Origin of the sequence: Curtobacterium sp. MCBD17_035 (genome assembly GCF_003234815.2) — a bacterium.
In the GTDB taxonomy this organism is placed as follows: domain Bacteria; phylum Actinomycetota; class Actinomycetes; order Actinomycetales; family Microbacteriaceae; genus Curtobacterium.
In genome coordinates this window covers 2466387-2486878 of record NZ_CP126279.1, presented here as the reverse complement: position 1 = coordinate 2486878, position 20492 = coordinate 2466387, and the positions used below count along the sequence as shown (strand labels likewise).

Here is a 20492-nt window from a genome sequence, read left to right as displayed (position 1 = left end):
CAAACCGTCCCGGGGACCACCCTCGAATGGGTGTCATGACCCGAGCAACCACCCCCGTTCAGGGGCGACCCGTTCAGGGGACGGCGGACGTCCTCGTGGAGGCGGTGACCGGAGGCGTACCCGTCGTCCCACGGTCCCGTCACCATGCGGTGCGCCTCCCGCCGGCCGTGCGTCGGCGCCCCCTGCCCTCGGTTCGTCGGCGCCTCCCGAAGGCCGCGGCCGTCCGGGAACTCGCGTCGTTCGGAGCGGTCGGTGGCGTGTCCTTCGTGGTCGACGTCGGCGTCTACAACCTGCTCCGCGCCACGGTGCTCGACGACAAGCCCGTCGGCGCCAAGATCGTCTCCGTCGCCGTCGCGACCCTCGTCGCGTGGCTCGGCAACCGGTTCCTGACGTTCCGGTCCCAGCGGACCGCGAACCGTCGGGAGACGGCTCGCGAAGGTGCCCTGTTCGTCCTGTCGAACCTCATCGGGCTCGGCATCGCGACCGGGTGCCTCTTCGTGTCCCACTACCTGCTCGGTTTCACCTCGACCCTCGCCGACAACGTCGCCGGCAACGGAGTCGGCCTCGTGCTCGGCACGATCTTCCGCTTCGTCGCCTACAAGGCAGTCGTTTTCCGCATCAAGGAGGCACCGGTTGATGAATGACACAGCAGTCGCGGCGCTCGCGTCGATCTCGCGCATCACGGCGGCGGGCCCGCTGTTGAAGCCGAGTCACGACGCGCCCGCGACCGACACCCCGAACCGCGGCACCACGTCCGTGCCGACCGGCGGTTCCGGGTCCACCCACCACGCGGTGTGGAGCCTGGGGGAGTGGATCGGGTACTCGGCGCTCATCGCCGTGTCGATCCTCCTGACCGTGGTGGCGCTGTCGACCCTCTGGTGGATGCTGCACGCGTGGCGGTCGCGCGAGGCGCTGCGGCAGACCAGCTTCAGCCAGAGCCCTCGTCCCGCGGCCCACCGGTTCACGCTCCTGGTGCCGGGGCGACACGAACAGGACGTCATGGGCGAGACGCTCGACCAGCTCGCCCGGCAGGACCACCCCGATTTCGAGATCATCGCGATCGTCGGCGAGGACGACCCCGAGACCGACGCCGTCGTCCGGGCCGCCGCCCGACGCCACCCGGACCTCATCCGCGTCGTGGTCGACGACACCGCCCCGAAGAACAAGCCGAAGGCGATGAACCTCGCCCTGCAGTACGCGACCGGCGACGTCGTGGGCGTGTTCGACGCGGAGGACGAGGTGTACCCCCACCTGCTCACGCTCGTCGACTCCCGGTTCCAGGAGACCGGCGCCGACGTCGTGCAGGGCGGCGTGCAGCTCATGAACTTCCGGTCGAGCTGGTGGAGCCTGCGGAACGTCCTCGAGTACTACTTCTGGTTCCGGTCCCGCCTGCACTTCCACGCCGAGTCGAAGTTCATCCCCCTCGGCGGCAACACCGTGTTCGTCACGAAGGAACGCCTCGACTGGTCGAACGGCTGGGACGCCGGCTGCCTCGCCGAGGACTGCGAGCTCGGCGTGCGGCTCTCCGCCGACGGCGCCAAGGTGGTCGTCGCCTACAGCCCGGAGGCGGTCACCCGCGAGGAGACCCCGCCGACCTTCGCGTCCCTCCTCAAGCAGCGCACGCGCTGGAACCAGGGGTTCCTGCAGGTGCTCGGCAAGGGGGAGTGGAAGCAGCTCCCGAGCGCGAAGCAGCGGTTCTTCGCCCGGTACCTGCTCACCATGCCGTTCATCCAGGCGGCGACGGGGCTCCTCATCCCGCTGAGCGTCCTCATGATCGTGTTCGTCAAGGTGCCGACGGTCATCGCGCTCATCAGCTTCATCCCCGTCGCGCCCACCCTGATGCTCCTGGCCGTCGAGGTGGTCGGGCTCAACGAGTTCGGCCGCATCTACCAGGAGAAGGTCCGCATCCGCGACTACGTCAAGCTCGTCGTCGGCCTCGTCCCATACCAGATCTTCCTCGCCGCCGCCGCCGTCCGGGCGGTCGTCCGGCACCTCCAGGGTCTCAACGCCTGGGAGAAGACCGAGCACACGAACCAGCACCGTCCCGCCGCCGTCCACGGCTTCGCATCCGCGGTGACCCAGGACGTGGCGGCACCGACCAGCTCGCACGGCGTCCTGGCGATGGCCGGCGCGGACACCACCCGAGGAGGCGACCGATGACCGCGAGCGCGACACACACCCCGGCGGCCGGCAGCATCGGGACCGGTCGTGCCCTCCGTGACCAGTCGCTCATCGCGACGTGGGTCGCCCGGCACGGCGCGAGTCTCGTCTGGGTCGCCCCGCTCCTGGCGATCACCGCGGTGGTGCAGGCCTGGAACATGACCGGGACCCCGCAGCGCATCGACGACGAGGGCACCTACACGGCGCAGGCCTGGGCCATCGGCCACCTCGGCGAACTGACGCACTACACGTACTGGTACGACCACCCGCCGCTCGGCTGGATCCAGATCGCCGGGTACACGCAGCTGACCGGAGCGTGGCTGCGCTACCCGTACGCGGTCGACGCCGCTCGCGAGGCCATGGTGTTCTTCGCCGTGGTGTCCGCCGCGCTCCTGTTCGTCCTCGGACGCAAGCTCGGGCTGTCGCGGGCGGGCGCCACCGTCGCCGGGCTGCTCTTCGCGCTGTCCCCGCTCGCCGTGCAGTACCACCGCACGGTGTACATCGACAACGTCGCGACGCCGTGGCTCATCGCCGCGTTCGTGTTCGCCCTGAGCCGACGACAGCAGCTCGCCGGTTTCACCGCGGCGGCCGCGTGCCTCGGGGTCGCGGTGCTGAGCAAGGAGACCTACCTGCTCGCGTTGCCGTTCGTCGCCTGGATCGCGATCCGCCGCGCCGACCCCTCGACACGGCGGTACGCACTGAGCGTCGCCGGCGCCGTGCTCGCCATCATCGGCGGCGGGTACATCATGCTCGCCGCGGTCAAGGGCGAACTCCTGCCGCGCTCCGGTCAGGTCAGCCTGCTCGACGGCATCACGTACCAGCTCGGCTCCAGGAACGCGAGCGGATCGATCTTCGACCCGTCGAGCCTGGCGTCGAAGGCGGTGTCCCAGTGGTGGGACCTCGACCCCGTGTTCATCGTGTTCGGCTCGGCCGCAGCGGTCGTCGGGCTGTTCCTGCGCCGGGTCCGGCCGATCGCCGCGCTCCTGGTGTTCCTGCTCGCGATGATGTTCCGACCGAACGGCTACCTGCCGGTCCCGTACGTCATCATGCTCATCCCGATCGGTGCGGTCCTCGTGGCGTACACCGCCGAGCGTGCGGTGATCGCCGTCATGGGTCTCGGACGCCGTCGGGTCCGCGCTCGTCGGGCGGTCGGGCTCACCTGGCTCGTCGCGTGCGCCGCCGCCCTCGTGGTGGCCGTCCCGCTGTGGACCGTGCAGCTCCGCGGGTTCTTCCTCGCCGACCTGGACAAGCCGATGCAGCAGGCCGAGAACTGGGTCGGCGGCAACGTGCCGAAGAGCTCGCGGCTGCTCGTCGACGACGCGATGTGGGTGGACCTCGTCCACGACGGCTTCGCCCGCGACAACGTCATCTGGTACTACAAGCTCGACACCGACGGCGCGGTCGAGCGGCAGTCGCCAGACGGCTGGCGCGACTCGGACTACGTCGTCACGACGGACTCGATGCGCACCGGCGGCACGAGCTCGAAGGACGTCCACGCCGCCATCGCGAACTCGAGCATCGTCGCCTCGTTCGGCACGGGCGACCAAGAGGTCGACGTGCGCCGCATCCACTCCGAGGGCCACGCGGCAGCACGGACGGAGATCACCCGTGCCGCGGACGTCCGGAAGACGCTCGGCACGCAGCTCGCGCGGAACCCGGGCCTGCACGCCACCGACGAGGCCGCGAGTCAGCTGCGCGCGGGCCAGGTCGACCAACGGGCGATCCTCGTGCTCGGTCAGCTGCTCGCCGCGCAGACCGTGCGCCTCGACACGTTCACGCCGCTCCCCGGCGAGACCGGCCAGACCTTCCGCCGACTCGTCGTCCACGGCACCTCGACCGCTGCCACCGTGCGCATGCAGAAGACGCTGCAGGCCATGACCGGCATGTTCCAACCGAAGCGCGTCCTGCGTTCCGGTGACACCCTGACGATCACCTTCTCGGCGATCGACCCGGCGACCACGGTCGTCACCTCGACGCCGTGACGGTGCGGGGGCTTCCCTGGCCCCCGCACCACCACGACGCCGACAACCGACGCGGACCCGATTCCGCAGGAGGAGCCCTCATGTCCACCCGAACCACCACGACGCCCACCCGAACGCTCCGCGCCCGGCGCCTCACCATCGCCGGCGCCGTCGCCGGTGTCGTCGTCGCCGCCACCGTCGGCGTCGGCGCCCCCGCGAACGCCGCCGCCCAGCCCGACGGCTGGCTCCGCGTCGGACACCTGTCGCCCGACACGAAGGGGGTCGACGTGCAGCTGTCGAACCTGTCCGGCGGGGCCAAGGTGTTCGAGCTCGACGACGTCGAGTACGGCCAGGTGAGCCCCTACAAGGAGCTCCCCGCCGGGACGTACGTGCTGTCGATGCGGGCGGCGGACTCGCCGGACTCGACGCCGGTGATCTCCACCGACGTCACCGTCAAGGCCGGCTCGCCGACCACCGTCGTCGCCTACGGCAAGAACAAGCGGCTGCGCACCACGGCGTTCGCCGACGACCTCACGAAGCCGGGGGACGGCCAGGCGCGACTCCGACTCGTGCAGGCCGCGACGAACGCCAAGGAGATCGACGTGAAGACCTCCACCGGCACGACGGTCGCCCAGGACGCCCGGTTCGGCACCGCGACGCAGTACGCCACCGTCGACGCCGGCAAGTGGACCCTGAACGTGTCCGGCGGAGGCCAGCGGGGAACGGCTTCGGTCGACCTCGGCAGCGGCACCGTCTCGACGCTGTTCGTCCTCGACAACAGCGCAGGCAAGCTCACGGTGGTGCCCGTCGTCGACAGCGCCGCGACGGCCTCGGCCCCGGTCGGCGGGGTCCAGACCGGTGGGGGTGGCACCGCCGCCGAGGGGCCGTTCACGCGCTTCGAACACGCGGTGATCCGGTTCCTCCACGGGCTGGCCCACTGACCGCATGACGAGGAGACAGTGGATGACCTCGGCCCTCGTGGCCGTCGTCGCGGTCGCGTTGACCATCGGCATCGCGATCGTCGCGACGGCCCCGGGCCGATCGACGGACACCGAGCGGGCGGCGCAACCGGCCTCCACCGCAACGTCCGGCTCGGCCCCGGGCGGACGGCGATCGGCCGCGACGCTCCGCGAGGACTTCCTCGACCGGTACGTGCGGGGCGGCCGCGTCGTCCGGACCGACCAGGGCGGCGACACCGTGAGCGAGGGGCAGGCGTACGGCATGCTCGTCGCGCTCGCATCGGGTGACCAGCGGCGGTTCCGCAGCATCTGGTCGTGGACGAGGCAGCACCTCCAGGGCGACGACCACCTGCTCGCCTGGCGGTGGACGACGGCGGGCGGGACCGCGGACGAGCAGTCGGCGAGTGACGCTGACCTCGACGCCGCACGCGCCCTCGTGCTCGCCGGCGAGCGGTTCGACCGGCCGTCCTACACGACCGCCGGGAAGCAGATGGCGTCGGCGATCCTCGATCGTGAGACCGCCCAGACCGACGTCGGGCGGATCCTCCTGCCCGGCCCGTGGGCCGCGACAGGCCAGCCGTATGCGTACGACGCGTCGTACGCATCACCCGTCGCGTTCGCGGTCCTCGCGAAGGCCACCGGCGACCCGCGATGGGAGCAGCTCGAACGCGGCTCGCACGCCGTCACCGGGACGATCCTGGCGAACGCGGCGTTGCCGAGCGACTGGTCGCAGGTCCACCAGGACGGCACCGTCGACCCCATGCCGTCCGCGAACGGCACCGGCGGCCCCGTGGTCTACGGGTGGGACGCGATGCGCATGCCGCTCCGGTACGCCGAGTCGTGCACCGCGTCGGACCGGGCGCTCGCCGGCTCGATCGCACCGACCCTCCAGCGCAACACCCAGCTCGCCGCGCAGCTCGACCTCGGCGGCACCGCGGTCACCGACTCGACGAGCGCGCTCGCCTACGCCGCTCGCGCCGCCAGCGAGCAGGCCACCGGGTCGACCATGGCGGCGTCGCGCGACCTGCTCCGCGCCGACCGCACCGCGGCCACGACGCACACGTACTACGGCGACGCGTGGGCCGCGCTCGGCGCGACGATGCTCACCTCCGACGTCCTCGGCGGCTGCGCGACGAGCTCGGGCGGCGCGTCGTGATCCGCCTGCCCCGCTGGATGTGGGTGACCGGCGCCGCCGCGCTCGTGGTGGTCGGCGGGAGTGCCGGGGTCGCCACCGCGGTGGCGGCCGGCCGGGAGGCTCCGAGCGCCACCGGTACGTCGGCTGCGGCGGGCGCACATGGCGCGGGTGCCTCCGGTGCGCCGCGGCCCGCTGGGTCGTCGGGCTCGTCCGGGGCGTCGGGCTCGTCCGGGTCGTCGGGCTCGTCGCGCTCGTCCGGCGGCGGTGGGACCAACGCGGCCCCGGGCCTCCAGGACCCGACCGCGAACCGCGCCTCCACGACCGCGGCAGACGCGACACCGATGCGGGTCGAGGTCCCGTCCATCGGTGTCGACGCATCGCTCGAGCACCTGCACAAGGACGCCACCGGCGCGCTGCAACCGCCGACCCAGTGGATGGACGCGGGGTGGTTCAGCGACGGCGTCGTCCCCGGGCACACCGGACCGGCGGTCATCGCGGGGCACGTCGACTCGATCACGAGCGCAGCCGTGTTCTTCAAACTCGACGAACTCGCCCCCGGAGACGACATCGCGGTCGGCATGTCGGACGGCACCACGATCCACTTCACGGTCACCGGCACCGAGCGAGCGCCGAAGACCGCGTTCCCGACGAACGACGTCTACGGCCCCACCCCGACGCCCGAGCTGCGGCTCATCACCTGCGACGGCGCGTTCGACCGCGCGACCGGTCACTACGTCGACAACCTGATCGTGTTCGCAGACCTCGCGAACGACTGAGCGGTGCGTGAACGGTATCGTCCGTTCGTGCCCACCGAGGAGACATCACGCATGAACGACGCCCTCGTCGTCATCCCCACGTACAACGAGAAGGACAACGTGCGGGCCATCGTCGCGCGCACGCTGCGGGCATCGGACCGTGTCGACGTCCTCGTCGTGGACGACAACTCGCCCGACGGCACCGGCGCCATCGCCGACGAGCTCGCCGCTGCGGACCCGCGAGTGCAGGTGCTGCACCGGGCCGAGAAGAACGGTCTCGGCGGCGCCTACCTCGCCGGCTTCGCCTGGGGGCTCGAGCGCGGGTACGAGCGGCTCGTGGAGATGGACGCCGACGGCTCGCACCACCCCGAGTATCTGCCGCACATGCTCGAGCTGTCCGAGACGAACGACCTCGTGCTCGGCTCCCGCTGGGTCCCCGGCGGCGAGGTCGAGAACTGGCCTTGGCACCGGTCGCTGCTCTCGCGCGGTGGCAACCTGTACTCCCGCCTCGCCCTCGGCATCGCGGTGCACGACGCCACCGGCGGGTTCCGTGTGTTCACCGCCCCCGCGCTCCGGCGCATCGACCTGACCGGGATCGCGTCGCGCGGGTACTGCTTCCAGGTCGACCTGTGCTGGCGTGCGCTCGAAGCCGGGCTCTGCGTCGTCGAGACGCCCATCACGTTCACCGAGCGCGAGTTCGGCGTGTCCAAGATGAGCGGGAACATCGTGCGCGAGTCGCTCACCCTCGTGACGAAGTGGGGCGTCGACCGCAGGATCCGTGAGGTGAAGTCGCTCGTGCTGCACCGGCGGCGGCTGCCGTCGGTGCGCGCGAACGCGCACGTCGCGGCGTAGCTCTCGCCCGCGCGCGGCGGAGGTCGGGCGCGGCGCGGCGTAGGTCGGGCGCGGCGCGTCGCGTCGTGGCTCGGGCGCGGCGCGGCGCCGCCCCGCTCACCGTCGCCGTCCTCTGGCGAGAACTCAGGAGGACCGGTGCCGGGCCTCCCGGCCGTCGCCGTGGGGTGCGCTGCTTCCTGCGTTGTCGACGTGAGCGAGGACGGCGTGGGACGCCGGTCGGGCCCGCCGAGCGTGGGCACCGTGCCAGCGTCCCCCTCCTCTGGTGACGATGCAGGAGGACCGGTGCCGGGCCTCCCGGGCGTCGCCGTGGCGTGCGCCGCTTCCTGCGCTGTCGACGTGAGCGGGCGCGGTCCCACTGTCGGTCCGGGCCGCGGGCGGTCGATCCGGATCCGGGGCCGCCGGCGCGCGAGACGCGACAACTCAGGAGGATCGGTCGCGCGCTCCGCCGCGTTCCCGTGGGCTCGTGGGTTCTCCTGCGTTGTGGACGTGGACGTGGACGTGGACGTGGACGTGGACGTGGACGTGGACGTGGACGTGGACGTGGACGTGGACGTGGACGTGCGGGCGATGCCGCGGCGTCCGCGCGCACCTGGTGGTGCACGCGAGATCCTCCGTCCTCCTCCGCCGCCCGCCGCCGCGCAGCCGCGCAGCCGCGCAGCCGCGCAGCCGACGATTCAGGAGGACTGTTGCGCTGCCCGCCGTGTGGGCCGCGACCGGCATTGATCTCCTGAGTTGTCCGCTTGCGGGAGGCGGGCGAGGGCGAGCGGCGCGGAAGCGCGAGCAACGAGGCGGCGAATCCCGCGAGTGGGGGGGCGATCCGGAGCCCTGGAGGTGACAACTCAGGAGATTCGTTGCGCTGCCCCCGGTGCGGGCCGGTTCCGGCGTCGATCACCTGAGTTGCCGACGCGGCGGCGCCCATGGGGGCAGCGGAGCGCCGCAGGTGAGGGCACGCCCGAGAGGCGACAACTCAGGAGATCCCGTCGCGGTGCGTCCGATGGGGCTCGATCCCGACGTCGCGTTCCTGCGTTGTCGACGCGGAGCCGAGGGTGGGGGCGCAGGCGGGTCCGTGGGGCGGGCGCAGGGGGTAAGGCGCACCAGAGCGGGTAGTCCAGCAGGCGGCCAGGCGGCGAGGCGGCGAGGCGGCCAGGGGGCGAGGCGGCCAGGGGGCCGGGGGACCGGGCGGGCACGCGGCCAGCAAGGAGGCAGGCGCCGCCGGCAGCGAGCGCGTGCGGACCGGGTGACGCGCGGAGGGGCAGAGCGGGGCGACCGGGTGCTCGTCCCCGAGCGCGGTGCGGGGACGGGGACGGCACCCGGCCCCACGTGCGGACGGGCAGAGCAGGGGCGGGGCGTACCCGCCCCGCCCCGCCCCACCCCGCGGGATGGACGGGTCAGCGCAGGACGACGACGCCCCGGCCGGTGAACTCCACGCCGTCGGCCGAGGCGGTGGCACCTTCCGTGGCGAAGAGCACCTCAGCGCCGGATACGACGGGCACCGAGGCAGCGGCGTCCCCGAAGTGCACCACGATGTGGATGTCCGAGCGCGTCAGGACCAGCCAGCGGTCGTCCTCGGAGAACCGGACGCTGTTGGACGAGAAGCGCCAGTCGACCAGGGCCTCTTCACGGCGGCGGAGCGCGATCAACGCCCGGTAGGCATCGAGGACGCGACGGCCACGCCCCTCGAGGGTCTCCTCCCACCGGAGCTTCGACCGTCGGAACGTCTCGGGGTCCTGGGGGTCGGGGACGATGTTCGGGTCCCACCCCATCTGCTCGAACTCCTCGATGCGACCCTTCGCCGTCGCGATGCCGAGGTCCGGCTCGGGATGCGACGTGAAGAACTGCCACGGCGTCGACGCCGCGAACTCCTCGCCCATGAACAGCATCGGCGTGAACGGCCCGAGCAGGGTCACGGCGGCGGCGACCACCAGACCGGCCTCGTCGAGGTGCTCCGCCAGGCGGTCGCCCGTGGCGCGGTTGCCGATCTGGTCGTGGTTCTGGTTCGCGACGACCAGCGCCGTGGTGGGCGCGGTCTCGGTGTCGATCGGCTGCCCGTGACGACGTCCGCGGAAGGACGACCACGTGCCGTCGTGCAGGAACCCGCGCTCGAGCACCTTCGCCAACGCGGCGAGTGGTGCGAAGTCGGCGTAGTACCCGGTGGTCTCACCCGTGAGCGCGACGTGGAGACCGTGGTGGAAGTCGTCCGACCACTGCCCGGTCAGCCCGTAGCCGTGGGCCTCGCGCGGGCGGAACATGATCGGGTCGTTGAGGTCGGATTCGGCGATGAGGGACAGCGGCTTCCGGATCCACTGCGCGAACGCGTCGGTCTCCGAGGCCATCTGTGCCAGGACGTGCGGCCGGGTGGTGTCGCGGATCGCGTGCACGGCGTCGAGCCGGAGCCCGTCGACGTGGAAGTCCCGGAACCACATGCGGACGTTGTCGAGGACGAACGCCCGGACCTCGGGCTGCTCGACGTTCACCGAGTCGCCCCAGGTGTTGCCGAGCCCGGCGAGCAGGTACGGCCCGAACAGCGGCAGGTAGTTCCCGCTCGGCCCGAGGTGGTTGTAGACGACGTCCTGCACCACGCCGAGACCGAGTGCGTGCGCCCGGTCGACGAACCGCTGGTACGCGGCGGCGCCCCCGTACGGAGCGTGCACGGCGAACCAGTCGACGCCGTCGTACCCCCAGTTCCAGATGCCGTTCACCGCGTTGACGGGCAGCACCTCGACCAGGTCGACGCCGAGCGCGACCAGGTGCTCGAGGCGGGCGGCAGCGGCGTCGAGCGTGCCCTCGGGGGTGAAGGTGCCGACGTGCATCTCGTAGATCACGGCGCCCCGGGCCGGACGCCCGGTCCAGCCCTCGTCGCTCCAGGAGAAGGCGTCGAGGTCGATCACCTCCGACAGCCCGTGGACGCCGTCGGGCTGCGACAGCGTGCGCGGATCGGGGACCACCGCGTCGTCGTCGCCGAGTCGGAACCCGTACCGGGCGCCGACGACGGGCGTGACGGCATCCGTGCTCCACCAGTCGTGGTCGTCGCGGGTCAGTTCGTGGTCCGTGCCATCGACGACCAACCGCACGCGGTCGGCGTCGGGGGCCCACACCTCGTACCGGCCGGCACGGATCGGTCCGGAGCGGAACGAGGAGCCGGTGCGGACGGTTCCGGCGGGCGGTTCGGGGATCATGCGTGGCCTTCCATCGTGACGCCCGAGGGCTCGTCCGTCGTGTTGGCCGCCGGCGCCAGGAGCGCGACGGGGTAGGTGCTGAGCAGGTCGGCCACGGCGATACCGCGTCCCGCCCGGAACGTCCGGCCGGTGAGGACGTCGATGCGGTCCTCCGGCACGGGGTGGATCATCGTGTCCGCCCAGCCGCCGGTCCGTTCGAGTCCGATCGGGAGGCGCGTGGCCACGACCACGGCACCGCCGCGGTCGAACGCGACGACGTGGTCCGCGGTGACGCCCGAAGCCGGCACCGGCAGGTACCGCGTGAACAGCTCGGGCCGGTCGCGGCGCAGGTGCAGGGCGGCCGAGGTCACGAGGAGCTTCGCCGCGCCGGAGGCGTCGATCGGGGGCAGTGCGCCCTCCTCGACGGCGACGAGGAGACGTCGTCGCTCGGCGTAGTCCACGGGTCGTCGGTTGTCCGGGTCGACGAGGGAGCGGTCCCACAGCTCGGTGCCCTGGTAGACGTCCGGGACGCCGGGGCCAGCGAGCTGCACGAGCTTCATGCCGAGGCCGTTCGACCAGCCGGCGGCTTCGATGCGACGGTCGATCGCGTCGAGCTCCGCGACCACCTCCGGATCGTCGAACGCGGCGTCGACGAGCGCGTGCATACGCTCCTCGAAGGGCTCGTTCGGCGCGGTCCAGGTCGTGGTGTTCCCGGCCTCACGCGAGGCCTTCTCGGCGTAGGCGTGCAGCCGCTCGCGTGAGGCGGGCCGCGCGCCGACGATCGCCTGCCAGAGGAGGTTCGCGAGCACGCCGTCCTCGAGCGGTGCGAGGGCGTTCAGACGCTCGAACGCGGCGACCCACTCGTCACCCAGCTCGGCGAGCGTCGCGATGCGGGCGCGGGTGTCCTCGCTCCGCTTCGTGTCGTGGGTCGTGAGCGTGGTCATGGCGTGCGGCCAGGCGGCGAGGCGACTCTCTTGCGCGCGGTGGAACTCGGTCGGCGTGATGGAGAACACGCTCGGGTCCGTTCCCACCTCGCTCAGGCTCGTCAGGCGCGAGTAGCGGTAGAACGCCGAGTCCTCGACGCCCTTCGCCATGACCATCCCCGACGTCTGCTGCAGGCGGATCGCCGCCGGGTGCTCGGGGTCGGCGAGGAACGGGGCGATCCGGTCGATCACGGGGTCGAGGTCGGGACGGCGCTCGCACGCGGTCTCCAGGGCCTCGACGAGGTCGTGTGCGCCCTCGGGAAGGTAGGTCCGGTAGACGCCGAACGACGCGGTGACCTCGGCGACGGCGTCCTCGATGACACGAGGGTCCACGTCGGGCACCTCGGGCGCCAGGAGACGGGTCAGTCGGGCGACCTCGCTGCCGAGGATGCCGTCGGTCACGTCGCGCCGGGTGCCGTGCGTCAGGAGGTCCCACCGGAAGGCGTCCCGTTCGCCGCGCAGCCGCGAGTCGAGCGCGCCGAGCGGCTCCGCGCCGGCCGGGTCGACGAACAGGCGGTCGACGTACCCGAGGGCGTCGTAGCCCGTCGTGCCGTCGACGGGCCACGAGGCGGGCAGCTCCTCGCCGGGCTCGAGGATCTTCTCGACGAGGGTGTACGCCCCGCCGGTCAACTCGGCCAGGTCGTCGAGGTACCCCGCCGGGTCGTACAGGCCGTCCGGGTGGTCGATGCGGAGACCGTCGACCTGACCGTCGCGGAACCACTGCCCGATGAGGCCGTGCGAGGCGGTGAACACCTCGGGCTCCTCGACCCGGATCGCGGCGAGGGTGTTCACGGCGAAGAACCGGCGGTAGTTGAGGTCGTGGTCGGCGCGACGCCAGTGCACGAACTCGTAGTGCTGGCGGTCGTGGACGGTGCGCACGTCGTCGCCCGGGTTCACGGTCCCCGGGGCGGTCGGGTAGGCGGTCGTCCCGACCATGAGCTTGTCGCCCTCGAGCGTGATGGCGTCCAGGCCGTCCTCGGTGCCGCTCTCGAGGTCGTAGTCGAGCACGGGCACGCGGATGCGTCCGCCGCCCGCGGCCCAGTCGACGTCGAACGCGTCGGCCACGGCGGAGTCCCGCCCGTGGGTCAGCAGGTCTTCCCACCAGGGGTTCGACGCCGGGTCCGCGACGCCCATGTGGTTCGGCACGATGTCGACGAGGACCCCGAGCCCGGCCGCGTGCGCAGCGGTCGTCAGTACGCGGAACGCGTCGTCGCCGCCGCGGGACACGTCGATCCGGGAGTGGTCGACGACGTCGTAGCCGTGGCTCGACCCCGCTTCGGCCTGGAGGACCGGGGACAGGTAGACCCAGTCGGCACCGAGCGCGGCGATGTAGTCGACGACCTCGGCGGCGGCCGTCAGGTCGAAGTCGGCGGTCACCTGGAGGCGGTAGGTGGAGTCCGGGACGCGACGCGCGCCTCCCGGACGGCGAGCGGGCACCGCTGCCTGCTCGTTGTGGGTCGAGGTCACGTCGGGTCTCCCTTGCCGGCATCGGCGGTCGGTGCCGGGCGCGGGGTGCCCGGCGGGGTGGCGGTCATGGCCTCCGTCGCGGTGTCGACGCCGTCGGGGGCGGTCGGGGTCGCGGTCGGAGCGCTCGTGGTGGTCGTCGACACCGGTGTACTCGTCGGCTCCTGCGGGGGTTCCGCGCGGAGCACGAGCATCGAGCGCGCCGGCACGTCGAGCGGCTCTCCGGCGGCGACGATGTCGCCCTTCTCGCCCGGGTCGGCCGTGTCGATCCGGATCTTCCACGCGTGGGCGTACTCGTCGGACGGCACCGTGAACGTGACGGTCTCGGAGTGGGCGTTGAAGTACATGAGGAAGTTGACGTCGGTGACGCGTCCGCCGCGGGAGTCACGGCCGCGGATGCCGTCGCCGTTGAGGAACACCCCGACGCTCTTGCCGAAGCCGGAGTCCCATTCCTCCGGCTGCATCGCGTCGCCTTCCGGGGTGAGCCAGACGATGTCCGGCAGCGGCTCGTCCTGCCCGCGGCGCACGGGTCGGCCGTTGAAGTACCGGGTCCGTCGGAACGTCGGGTGGTGGCGCCGGAGGCGGACGACCTCGCCGACGAAGTCGATGAGCTCCTGGTCGGCGTGGGCCCAGTCGATCCAGCTCAGTTCCGAGTCCTGCGCGTACACGTTGTTGTTGCCGAGCTGCGTGCGCCCGAGTTCATCGCCGTGCAGGATCATCGGCACGCCCTGGCTGAGCAGGAGCGTCGCGAGGAAGTTCCGGCGTCGCTGGAGCCGGAGCGCCGTGATCTCCGGGTCGTCGGTGGGGCCCTCGACCCCGGAGTTCCAGGATCGGTTGTGGCTCTCGCCGTCGTTGTTGTCCTCGCCGTTGGCCTGGTTGTGCTTGTCGTTGTAGGAGACCAGGTCGAGCAGCGTGAAGCCGTCGTGGGCGGTGATGAAGTTGATGCTGGCCACCGGGCGGCGCCCGTCGTGCTCGTACAGGTCGGCGGATCCGGAGATGCGCGACGCGAACTCACCGAGCGTCGACGGCTCGCCTCGCCAGAAGTCGCGCACGGTGTCGCGGTACCGCCCGTTCCACTCGGTCCACTGCGGCGGGAAGTTCCCGACCTGGTACCCGCCGGGCCCGACGTCCCACGGCTCCGCGATGAGCTTGACCTGCGACACGATCGGGTCCTGTTGCACGAGTTCGAAGAACGTCGCCAGGCGGTCGACCTCGTAGAACTCGCGGGCGAGCGCGGCGGCGAGGTCGAACCGGAAGCCGTCCACGTGCATCTCGGTCACCCAGTACCGGAGCGAGTCCATGATGAGCTGGAGCGAGTGCGGGTGCCGGACGTTGAGCGAGTTCCCCGTTCCCGTGTAGTCGCGGTAGTACCGCTGGTCGTCGTCCATCAGGCGGTAGTACGCCGCGTTGTCGATGCCCTTCAACGACAAGGTGGGTCCGAGGTGGTTGCCCTCGGCCGTGTGGTTGTACACGACGTCGAGCACGACCTCGATCCCGGCGTCGTGCAGGGTCCGGACCATCGCCTTGAACTCCTGCACCTGCTGCCCACGGTCCCCACTGGCGGAGTAGTGCGAGTGCGGGGCGAAGAACCCGATCGTGTTGTACCCCCAGTAGTTGCTGAGGCCCTTCTGCTGCAGGATCGAGTCGTTCACGTACTGGTGCACGGGCATCAGTTCGAGCGTGGTGACCCCGAGCCGCTTGAGGTGCCCGATGACCGCTGGATGCGCGACGCCCGCGTAGGTGCCCCGTTGCTCCTCGGGGATGTCCGGGTGGGTCTTCGTCAGGCCCTTGACGTGGGCCTCGTAGATCACGGTCTCGCCGTAGGGGACCTTCGGGTGTCGATCGCCCTGCCAGTCGAAGAACGGGTTGATGACCACGCCCTTCACCATGTGCGACGCCGAGTCCTCGTCGTTCCGGCTGTCCGGCGCACCGAAGGTGTACGAGAACAGCGACTGGTCCCAGTCGATGTCTCCACTGGTCGCCTTGGCGTAGGGGTCGAGCAGGAGCTTGTTCGGGTTGGCTCGATGCCCGCGCTCCGGGGCGTACTCGCCGTGCACGCGGAATCCGTACTCCTGCCCCGGACCGACGTTCGGCAGGTAGGCGTGCCAGACGTAGGCATCGACCTCGATCAGGTCGATGCGGGTCTCGGTGCCGTCGTCGTCGAAGAGGCAGAGCTCGACGCGTTCGGCGGCCTCGCTGAAGATCGCGAAGTTCGTGCCGCTGCCGTCGTACGTCGCACCGAGGGGGTAGGGGTTGCCGGGCCAAGTCTGCAAAAGCGGGACCTCCTGGTCGATGACCGGCCCAACCTATCGGCACCGCTCGGCGATGTCCGGAGCGCAGCCACGCCTGTGGACGGTCGGCGGTCCCGTTCCCCTGTGGACGGCCGGGGTGCCCGTGCTCCCGCCGATGCTCGGGAGTAGCCTCGCGCGCATGACGAACATCGCGGCGCAGCTCGCCGACAAGGTCCGCCCGCTCGGGGTCGCCACGAACTACGGCGACCCGATCGAGGTCGGTGACGCCACCATCGTGCCCGTGTCGATCGGGTGGTACGGCTTCGGCGCCGGCGGTGACCAGGACGAGAACGGCGGTGGCGGGGGCGGCAGCGCGTCGATCCCCGTCGCTGCGTACGTCCGCCGCCCCGGTCGTGCGCTCGTGTTCGAGCCGAACATCATCGCCCTGCTCGCGGTCGCGACGCCGTTCGCGTGGACCGTCGGCACGGTCCTGCGCAAGCTGGTGCGCGCCCTCAAGAAGTAGCGGACGGGAGGCGCGGGGACCGGGCCTCCTGCCCGGCCACGGATCCATGCGTGGGGACGTGGCCCACCGCGCCTATACTCGGGGCCACACACACGGGAGTCCGCGACCTGCGGGCTGAGAGGGAGCGAACGGCGCTCCGACCGTCGAACCTGATCCGGGTCATGCCGGCGCAGGGAGGAGTCACCATGCGCGAGCGCGCGTCCACGCCCATGCCCACCGCGACCGGCCCCACCGCGACCGGCCCCACCGCGACCGGCCCCACCGCGACCGGCCCCGCGGCGACCGGCCCCGCCGACCGGGCAGCCGACCCGGCCCTCCAGACCGGCACCGCCGCTGTCACCGACGGAGCCCCGCAGCCCTCCCGTCGCCGTTTCCGGTGGCGCGTGGTCGACATCGTCGTCGCGAGCGTCCTCGGGGTCGCGGCGGGTCTCGTCTTCACACTGTGGGACCTCGGCTACTCCCCGATCAGCGTCGGACTCGGTCTGGTCCTCCCCGGGTCGCAGTCCCTGGTCGGCGGGGTCTGGCTGTTCGCTGGCGTGCTCGTCGGCGTCGTCGTCCGGAAGCCGGGCGCGGCGCTCTACGGCGAGGTCGTCGCCGCGAGCGTCGAAGCGCTCGTCGGCAACGAGTGGGGCGGCTGGCTCACGCTCGTGTCCGGGCTCGTCCAGGGCCTCGGCGCCGAGATCGTCCTCGCGCTGTTCCTCTACCGCGTGTACCGAGCGCCGGTCGTCGTCCTCGCGGGCGCCGCTGCCGGGCTCGCCCTCGGGATCAACGACTCGGTGCTCTGGTACCCGGCGTACGCACTCGCGTTCAAGGTCGTCTACATCGTCTGCGCGATCATCTCGGGTGGCGTCATCGCCGGTGGCGGATCGTGGCTGCTCGTCCGCGCGCTCGCCCGCACGGGCGTGCTCAGTGCGTTCGCTGCCGGCCGGGAGGCCCGTCGCCGCCCGCAGCGCCCCTCCCGGTCCTGATGCCCACCGCCGCCACCGACGGACGGACGCGCCCCGCGGCGATCCGGTTCCGTGGCTGGGGGCGTCGGTACCCCGACCGTGACGTCTGGGCCGTGCGCGGCGTCGACCTCGACGTCCGGCCCGGGGAACGCGTCGCCGTGGTCGGCGCGTCCGGCTCGGGCAAGTCGACGCTCCTCCGGGCCGTCGCGGGGGTCCTCGGTGACGACGACGCGGACGGCACGCAGCCGGGTGACGTCGGCGCGGGCGTCGAGGAGGGCGGCGTCCTCGTCGACGGGCAGGACCCGCGCCGCGTGCGGGGCCGCGTCGGGCTCGTCATGCAGGACCCCGAGGCGCACACCGTGATGTCGCGCATCGGCGACGACGTCGCGTTCGGCCCCGAGAACCTCGGCGTCCCGCGAGCCGAGATCGGTCCGCGCGTCCGCGAGGCACTCGCGCTCGTCGGACTCGACCTCCCGCTCGACCGCTCGACCTCGGCGATGTCCGGCGGGCAGCGGCAGCGCCTCGCCCTCGCCGGGGTCCTCGCGATGCGGCCCGGGGCACTCGTGCTCGACGAACCCTGCGCGAACCTCGACCCCGACGGCGTGCGGCAGGTCCACGACGCCGTTCGCGACGTCCTCGTGGCCACCGGGGCCACCCTCCTCGTCGTGGAGCACCGCATCGGCACCTGGCTCGACCTCGTCGACCGGCTCGTGCTGCTCACGCCCGGCGGTGGGATCGCGGCCGACGGGACGCCGGAGGAGGTGCTCGCCCGGCACGGCACGGCGCTCACCGCAGCGGGCGTTTGGGTGCCGGGCGCGGAACCCGACCCACGTCCGCTCCGGACCGGTGGGGAGCTGCTGCTCCGGGCCTCGGGGCTCGCGACGGCTCGAGGGCGTCGCAGCCCCGTCGGCCACGACATCGACACCGAGGTCCGTACCGGCCGCGTGCTCGGGGTGACCGGACCGAACGGTGTCGGCAAGTCCACCCTCGGCCTGACGCTCGCGGGGCTGTTCCCGCCGGCCGGCGGCGTCCTCGCGGCGTCCGACGCACTCGCGGCCGGTGCGGGGCCGATGCCCTCGCGGTGGTCGAGCCGCGACCTCGCCGCCCGGGTGGGGACGGTCCTCCAGGACCCCGGCCACCAGTTCGTGGCCCGCAGCGTCCGCGAGGAACTCGCCGTCGGACCGGTCGCCACCGGGCTCGACCGCCACACCGTCGACGAGCGCGTCGACGCGGTGCTCGCGGCGTTCGGCCTCGACGCCCTCGCGGACGCGAACCCGTTCACGCTCTCGGGAGGCGAGCAGCGCCGACTCGCGATCGGTACCGCGATCGTGGCGCGGCCGCCCGTCGTCGTCCTCGACGAACCGACGTCCGGCCAGGACCGCACGACCTGGCAGGCGATCGTCGACCGGCTCACGGAGCTGGCGGACGCCGGGTCCGGCATCGTCGCCGTGACGCACGACGCGACGCTGCTCGGCGCGCTCGGCGCCGACGAACTCCGGCTCGCACCAGCGCGCGTGGAAGCGGGTGCCGCGTGATCGCGCTCGACGGACCGCCGACCGCCGAGCGGCACGACCGGGGGCCCCTCGACCGCGTCGCCCCCGTGGCCTCGCTGCTCGGGGGCGTCGCCCTGGCCGTGTGCCTCGTGACGACCCTCGACGTCGTGTCGGCCGCGGTGGCGCTCGGCCTCGAACTCGTGCTCCTGCCGATCGTCCGGGTGCCCGTGCGGTCGCTGCTCCTCCGCGCCGCACCGGTCCTCGTCGCGGCACCCGTGGCCGGGGTGAGCATCGCGCTCTACGGACGCGCATCGGGCCGCACCTGGTTCGACCTCGGGTTCGCCCACGTCACGGACGGCTCGCTGGTGCTGGCGATCGCCACCGTGCTGCGGCTGCTCGCCATCGGGCTGCCCGCGGTCGCGCTGTTCGCACGCGTCGACCCGACGGACCTCGCCGACGGCCTGGCGCAGGTCCTGCACCTGCCCGCGCGGTTCGTGCTCGGCGCGCTCGCCGCCGTGCGGATGACGACCCTGATGCGCGAGGACTGGCGGCAACTCGCCATGGCCCGACGTGCCCGGGGCATCGCCGACCGCGGCCGGGTGCGGCGTGGCGCGTCGATGGCGTTCGCCCTGCTCGTGCTCGCCCTGCGCCGTGCGACGACGCTCGCCGTCGCCATGGAGTCGCGCGGCTTCGGTGCTCCCGTCCGGCGCACCTGGGCCCGGCCGGTCCGGTTCGGGGGAGCGGAGTGGGCGATGGTCCTCGTGTGCAGCGCGGTCGGCCTCGTCGCGATCGCCGCCGCCGTCGTGGCGGGGACCTGGCACGGTGTGTGAGGGCCAGGACGCCCGCGCGCCGCTGGGTGCCGGTGCCGCGTGGCCCGCGCCGGGCGCCGGGGTCCCGGCGACGGCTCGCTTCGTCGACGCCGAGGGGCGCCCGGTGGACGTCCGCGCCCTCGTCGACCGCATCCGTGCCGCAGGCGGCGGTGTCCGCACCGGTGCCACCCGCGCGAGTGCCGGGCGCACGGCTCCGGCACCGCGCGTGGTCGTCCTCGTCGACGGGCGGTCCGGTACCGGCAAGACGACGCTCGCGGACCAGCTCGCCGCAGCCGTGCCCGCGCAGGTCGTCCACCTCGACGACGTCTACCCCGGCTGGGACGGACTCCGGGCCGCCGCCGACGCCGTGGTGCGGGACGTGCTCGCGCCGCCGGACCCGACCGGACGCCCGGGATGGCGGCGGTGGGACTGGGCGGCGGGCCTCCCGGCCGGATGGGTGTCGGTCGCACCCGACCAGGACCTCGTCGTCGAGGGGTGCGGCGCGCTGTCCCGGGTCGCGTCGGGCATGGCGACGTTCCGGATCTGGCTGGACGGCGAGGACGACGCGCGCCGCCGTCGGGCACTCGACCGCGACGGCCCGGTCTTCGCGCGGGAGTGGGACCGGTGGGCCGCGCAGGAGGCCGCGTTCATCGCCGAGGAGCAGCCACGGGAGCAGGCTGACGTCGTGCTCCGGATCGCCGAGCCCGACGCGGGTCAGTCCCAGCCGAGCTCGTGCAGCCGATCGTCGTCGATGCCGTAGCAGTGCGCGATCTCGTGGACGAGGGTCGTGTGCACCTCGTCGCGGAGCTGCTGCTCGGTGTCGCAGGACGCCAGATGCGCGAGCCGGAACACGACGACCCGGTCCGGGAGCTCCCCGAACCCGTACCGGTCCCGCTCGGTCACCGCGACCCCGTCGTAACGGCCGAGGAGGTCCTCCCCGTCCTCGGGGGCGTCCTCGACGACGAACGCCACGTTCTCCAGCCCGTCCACCATCTCGTCGGGGAGCCGGTCGAGCTCGTCGACGACGAGGTCCTCGAACCGCTCGGGCGACATCTCCATCACGGC

Annotated in this window: 16 protein-coding genes and 1 riboswitch; of the genes, 12 read left to right on the top strand and 4 right to left on the bottom strand. The window is 72.5% G+C overall.

Going from position 1 to position 20492, the window contains the following annotated elements; genetic code table 11:
* The first annotated feature begins 35 nt into the window (after positions 1 to 35).
* From DEI93_RS11750 to DEI93_RS11720, 7 genes are all read left to right on the top strand, one after another.
* Entirely contained in the window at positions 36 to 644 is a 609-nt protein-coding gene (locus tag DEI93_RS11750) for a GtrA family protein (RefSeq protein WP_111120621.1), read from the top strand.
* Positions 637 to 2160, top strand: a complete 1524-nt coding sequence (locus tag DEI93_RS11745) for a glycosyltransferase (protein ID WP_181436133.1) — start codon at positions 637 to 639, stop codon at positions 2158 to 2160. Before DEI93_RS11750 ends, DEI93_RS11745 begins: the two co-directional genes overlap by 8 nt.
* Entirely contained in the window at positions 2157 to 4142 is a 1986-nt protein-coding gene (locus DEI93_RS11740) for an ArnT family glycosyltransferase (protein WP_111120614.1), read from the top strand. Before DEI93_RS11745 ends, DEI93_RS11740 begins: the two co-directional genes overlap by 4 nt.
* An 80-nt stretch (positions 4143 to 4222) precedes the next feature.
* The gene (locus DEI93_RS11735) at positions 4223 to 5062 is read left to right on the top strand and encodes a DUF4397 domain-containing protein (protein WP_111011591.1); all 840 of its coding nucleotides are present in this window, start codon (positions 4223 to 4225) and stop codon (positions 5060 to 5062) included.
* A gap of 22 nt (positions 5063 to 5084) precedes the next feature.
* Entirely contained in the window at positions 5085 to 6236 is a 1152-nt protein-coding gene (locus DEI93_RS11730) for a family 8 glycosyl hydrolase (RefSeq protein ID WP_181436134.1), read from the top strand.
* Complete coding sequence (locus tag DEI93_RS11725; protein WP_146244480.1) at positions 6233 to 6991, top strand: class F sortase; 759 nt, start codon at positions 6233 to 6235, stop codon at positions 6989 to 6991. Before DEI93_RS11730 ends, DEI93_RS11725 begins: the two co-directional genes overlap by 4 nt.
* Positions 6992 to 7042: 51 nt before the next feature.
* The gene (locus tag DEI93_RS11720) at positions 7043 to 7822 is read left to right on the top strand and encodes a polyprenol monophosphomannose synthase (protein WP_111120617.1); all 780 of its coding nucleotides are present in this window, start codon (positions 7043 to 7045) and stop codon (positions 7820 to 7822) included.
* 1388 nt (positions 7823 to 9210) lie between these two features.
* Here the strand turns inward: DEI93_RS11720 and treZ are convergent.
* The 3 genes from treZ to glgX are packed head-to-tail and all read right to left on the bottom strand — an operon-like array spanning position 9211 to position 15697.
* Positions 9211 to 10998 carry a malto-oligosyltrehalose trehalohydrolase gene (gene treZ, locus DEI93_RS11715; RefSeq protein ID WP_284158428.1) on the bottom strand — a complete coding sequence of 596 codons (1788 nt, stop codon included), beginning with the start codon at positions 10996 to 10998 and terminating at the stop codon, positions 9211 to 9213.
* Positions 10995 to 13427, bottom strand: a complete 2433-nt coding sequence (treY, locus tag DEI93_RS11710; protein WP_258372352.1) for a malto-oligosyltrehalose synthase — start codon at positions 13425 to 13427, stop codon at positions 10995 to 10997. The genes treZ and treY overlap by 4 nt, the downstream gene beginning before the upstream one ends.
* Positions 13424 to 15697 (bottom strand): glycogen debranching protein GlgX, encoded by a 2274-nt coding sequence (gene glgX / locus DEI93_RS11705; RefSeq protein WP_111027588.1) that lies wholly within the window; start codon positions 15695 to 15697, stop codon positions 13424 to 13426. The genes treY and glgX overlap by 4 nt, the downstream gene beginning before the upstream one ends.
* 157 nt (positions 15698 to 15854) lie before the next feature.
* Between glgX and DEI93_RS11700 the strand changes: the two genes are divergently transcribed.
* From DEI93_RS11700 to DEI93_RS11680, 5 genes are all read left to right on the top strand, one after another.
* A complete protein-coding gene (locus tag DEI93_RS11700; RefSeq protein WP_111120635.1) occupies positions 15855 to 16178 on the top strand; it encodes a hypothetical protein in 324 nt (107 codons plus the stop codon).
* Positions 16179 to 16261: 83 nt separating this feature from the next.
* Positions 16262 to 16371, top strand: a riboswitch (TPP riboswitch).
* Complete coding sequence (locus DEI93_RS11695; RefSeq protein WP_284158427.1) at positions 16364 to 17146, top strand: ECF transporter S component; 783 nt, start codon at positions 16364 to 16366, stop codon at positions 17144 to 17146. (Overlaps the previous riboswitch by 8 nt.)
* The gene (locus DEI93_RS11690; RefSeq protein ID WP_111120624.1) at positions 17146 to 18660 is read left to right on the top strand and encodes an ABC transporter ATP-binding protein; all 1515 of its coding nucleotides are present in this window, start codon (positions 17146 to 17148) and stop codon (positions 18658 to 18660) included. Before DEI93_RS11695 ends, DEI93_RS11690 begins: the two co-directional genes overlap by 1 nt.
* Positions 18657 to 19448 (top strand): energy-coupling factor transporter transmembrane component T family protein, encoded by a 792-nt coding sequence (locus DEI93_RS11685; protein WP_258372354.1) that lies wholly within the window; start codon positions 18657 to 18659, stop codon positions 19446 to 19448. Before DEI93_RS11690 ends, DEI93_RS11685 begins: the two co-directional genes overlap by 4 nt.
* Positions 19441 to 20187 carry a nucleoside/nucleotide kinase family protein gene (locus DEI93_RS11680; RefSeq protein WP_258368797.1) on the top strand — a complete coding sequence of 249 codons (747 nt, stop codon included), beginning with the start codon at positions 19441 to 19443 and terminating at the stop codon, positions 20185 to 20187. Before DEI93_RS11685 ends, DEI93_RS11680 begins: the two co-directional genes overlap by 8 nt.
* Here the strand turns inward: DEI93_RS11680 and DEI93_RS11675 are convergent.
* Positions 20142 to 20486, bottom strand: coding sequence for a metallopeptidase family protein (locus tag DEI93_RS11675; protein WP_111011625.1), 345 nt, complete (start codon positions 20484 to 20486; stop codon positions 20142 to 20144). The genes DEI93_RS11680 and DEI93_RS11675 overlap by 46 nt on opposite strands.
* Positions 20487 to 20492 lie beyond the last annotated feature (6 nt).

Excerpts from the sequence above, each read along its gene's own strand:
- DEI93_RS11750 (WP_111120621.1), top strand. The coding sequence starts at position 36 with ATGACCCGAGCAACCACCCCCGTTCAGGGGCGACCCGTTCAGGGGACG.
- DEI93_RS11745 (WP_181436133.1), top strand. The coding sequence starts at position 637 with ATGAATGACACAGCAGTCGCGGCGCTCGCGTCGATCTCGCGCATCACG.
- DEI93_RS11740 (WP_111120614.1), top strand. The coding sequence starts at position 2,157 with ATGACCGCGAGCGCGACACACACCCCGGCGGCCGGCAGCATCGGGACC.
- DEI93_RS11735 (WP_111011591.1), top strand. The coding sequence starts at position 4,223 with ATGTCCACCCGAACCACCACGACGCCCACCCGAACGCTCCGCGCCCGG.
- DEI93_RS11730 (WP_181436134.1), top strand. The coding sequence starts at position 5,085 with ATGACCTCGGCCCTCGTGGCCGTCGTCGCGGTCGCGTTGACCATCGGC.
- DEI93_RS11720 (WP_111120617.1), top strand. The coding sequence starts at position 7,043 with ATGAACGACGCCCTCGTCGTCATCCCCACGTACAACGAGAAGGACAAC.
- treZ (WP_284158428.1), bottom strand. The coding sequence starts at position 10,998 with ATGATCCCCGAACCGCCCGCCGGAACCGTCCGCACCGGCTCCTCGTTC.
- DEI93_RS11700 (WP_111120635.1), top strand. The coding sequence starts at position 15,855 with ATGACGAACATCGCGGCGCAGCTCGCCGACAAGGTCCGCCCGCTCGGG.
- DEI93_RS11695 (WP_284158427.1), top strand. The coding sequence starts at position 16,364 with ATGCGCGAGCGCGCGTCCACGCCCATGCCCACCGCGACCGGCCCCACC.
- DEI93_RS11690 (WP_111120624.1), top strand. The coding sequence starts at position 17,146 with ATGCCCACCGCCGCCACCGACGGACGGACGCGCCCCGCGGCGATCCGG.
- DEI93_RS11675 (WP_111011625.1), bottom strand. The coding sequence starts at position 20,486 with ATGGAGATGTCGCCCGAGCGGTTCGAGGACCTCGTCGTCGACGAGCTC.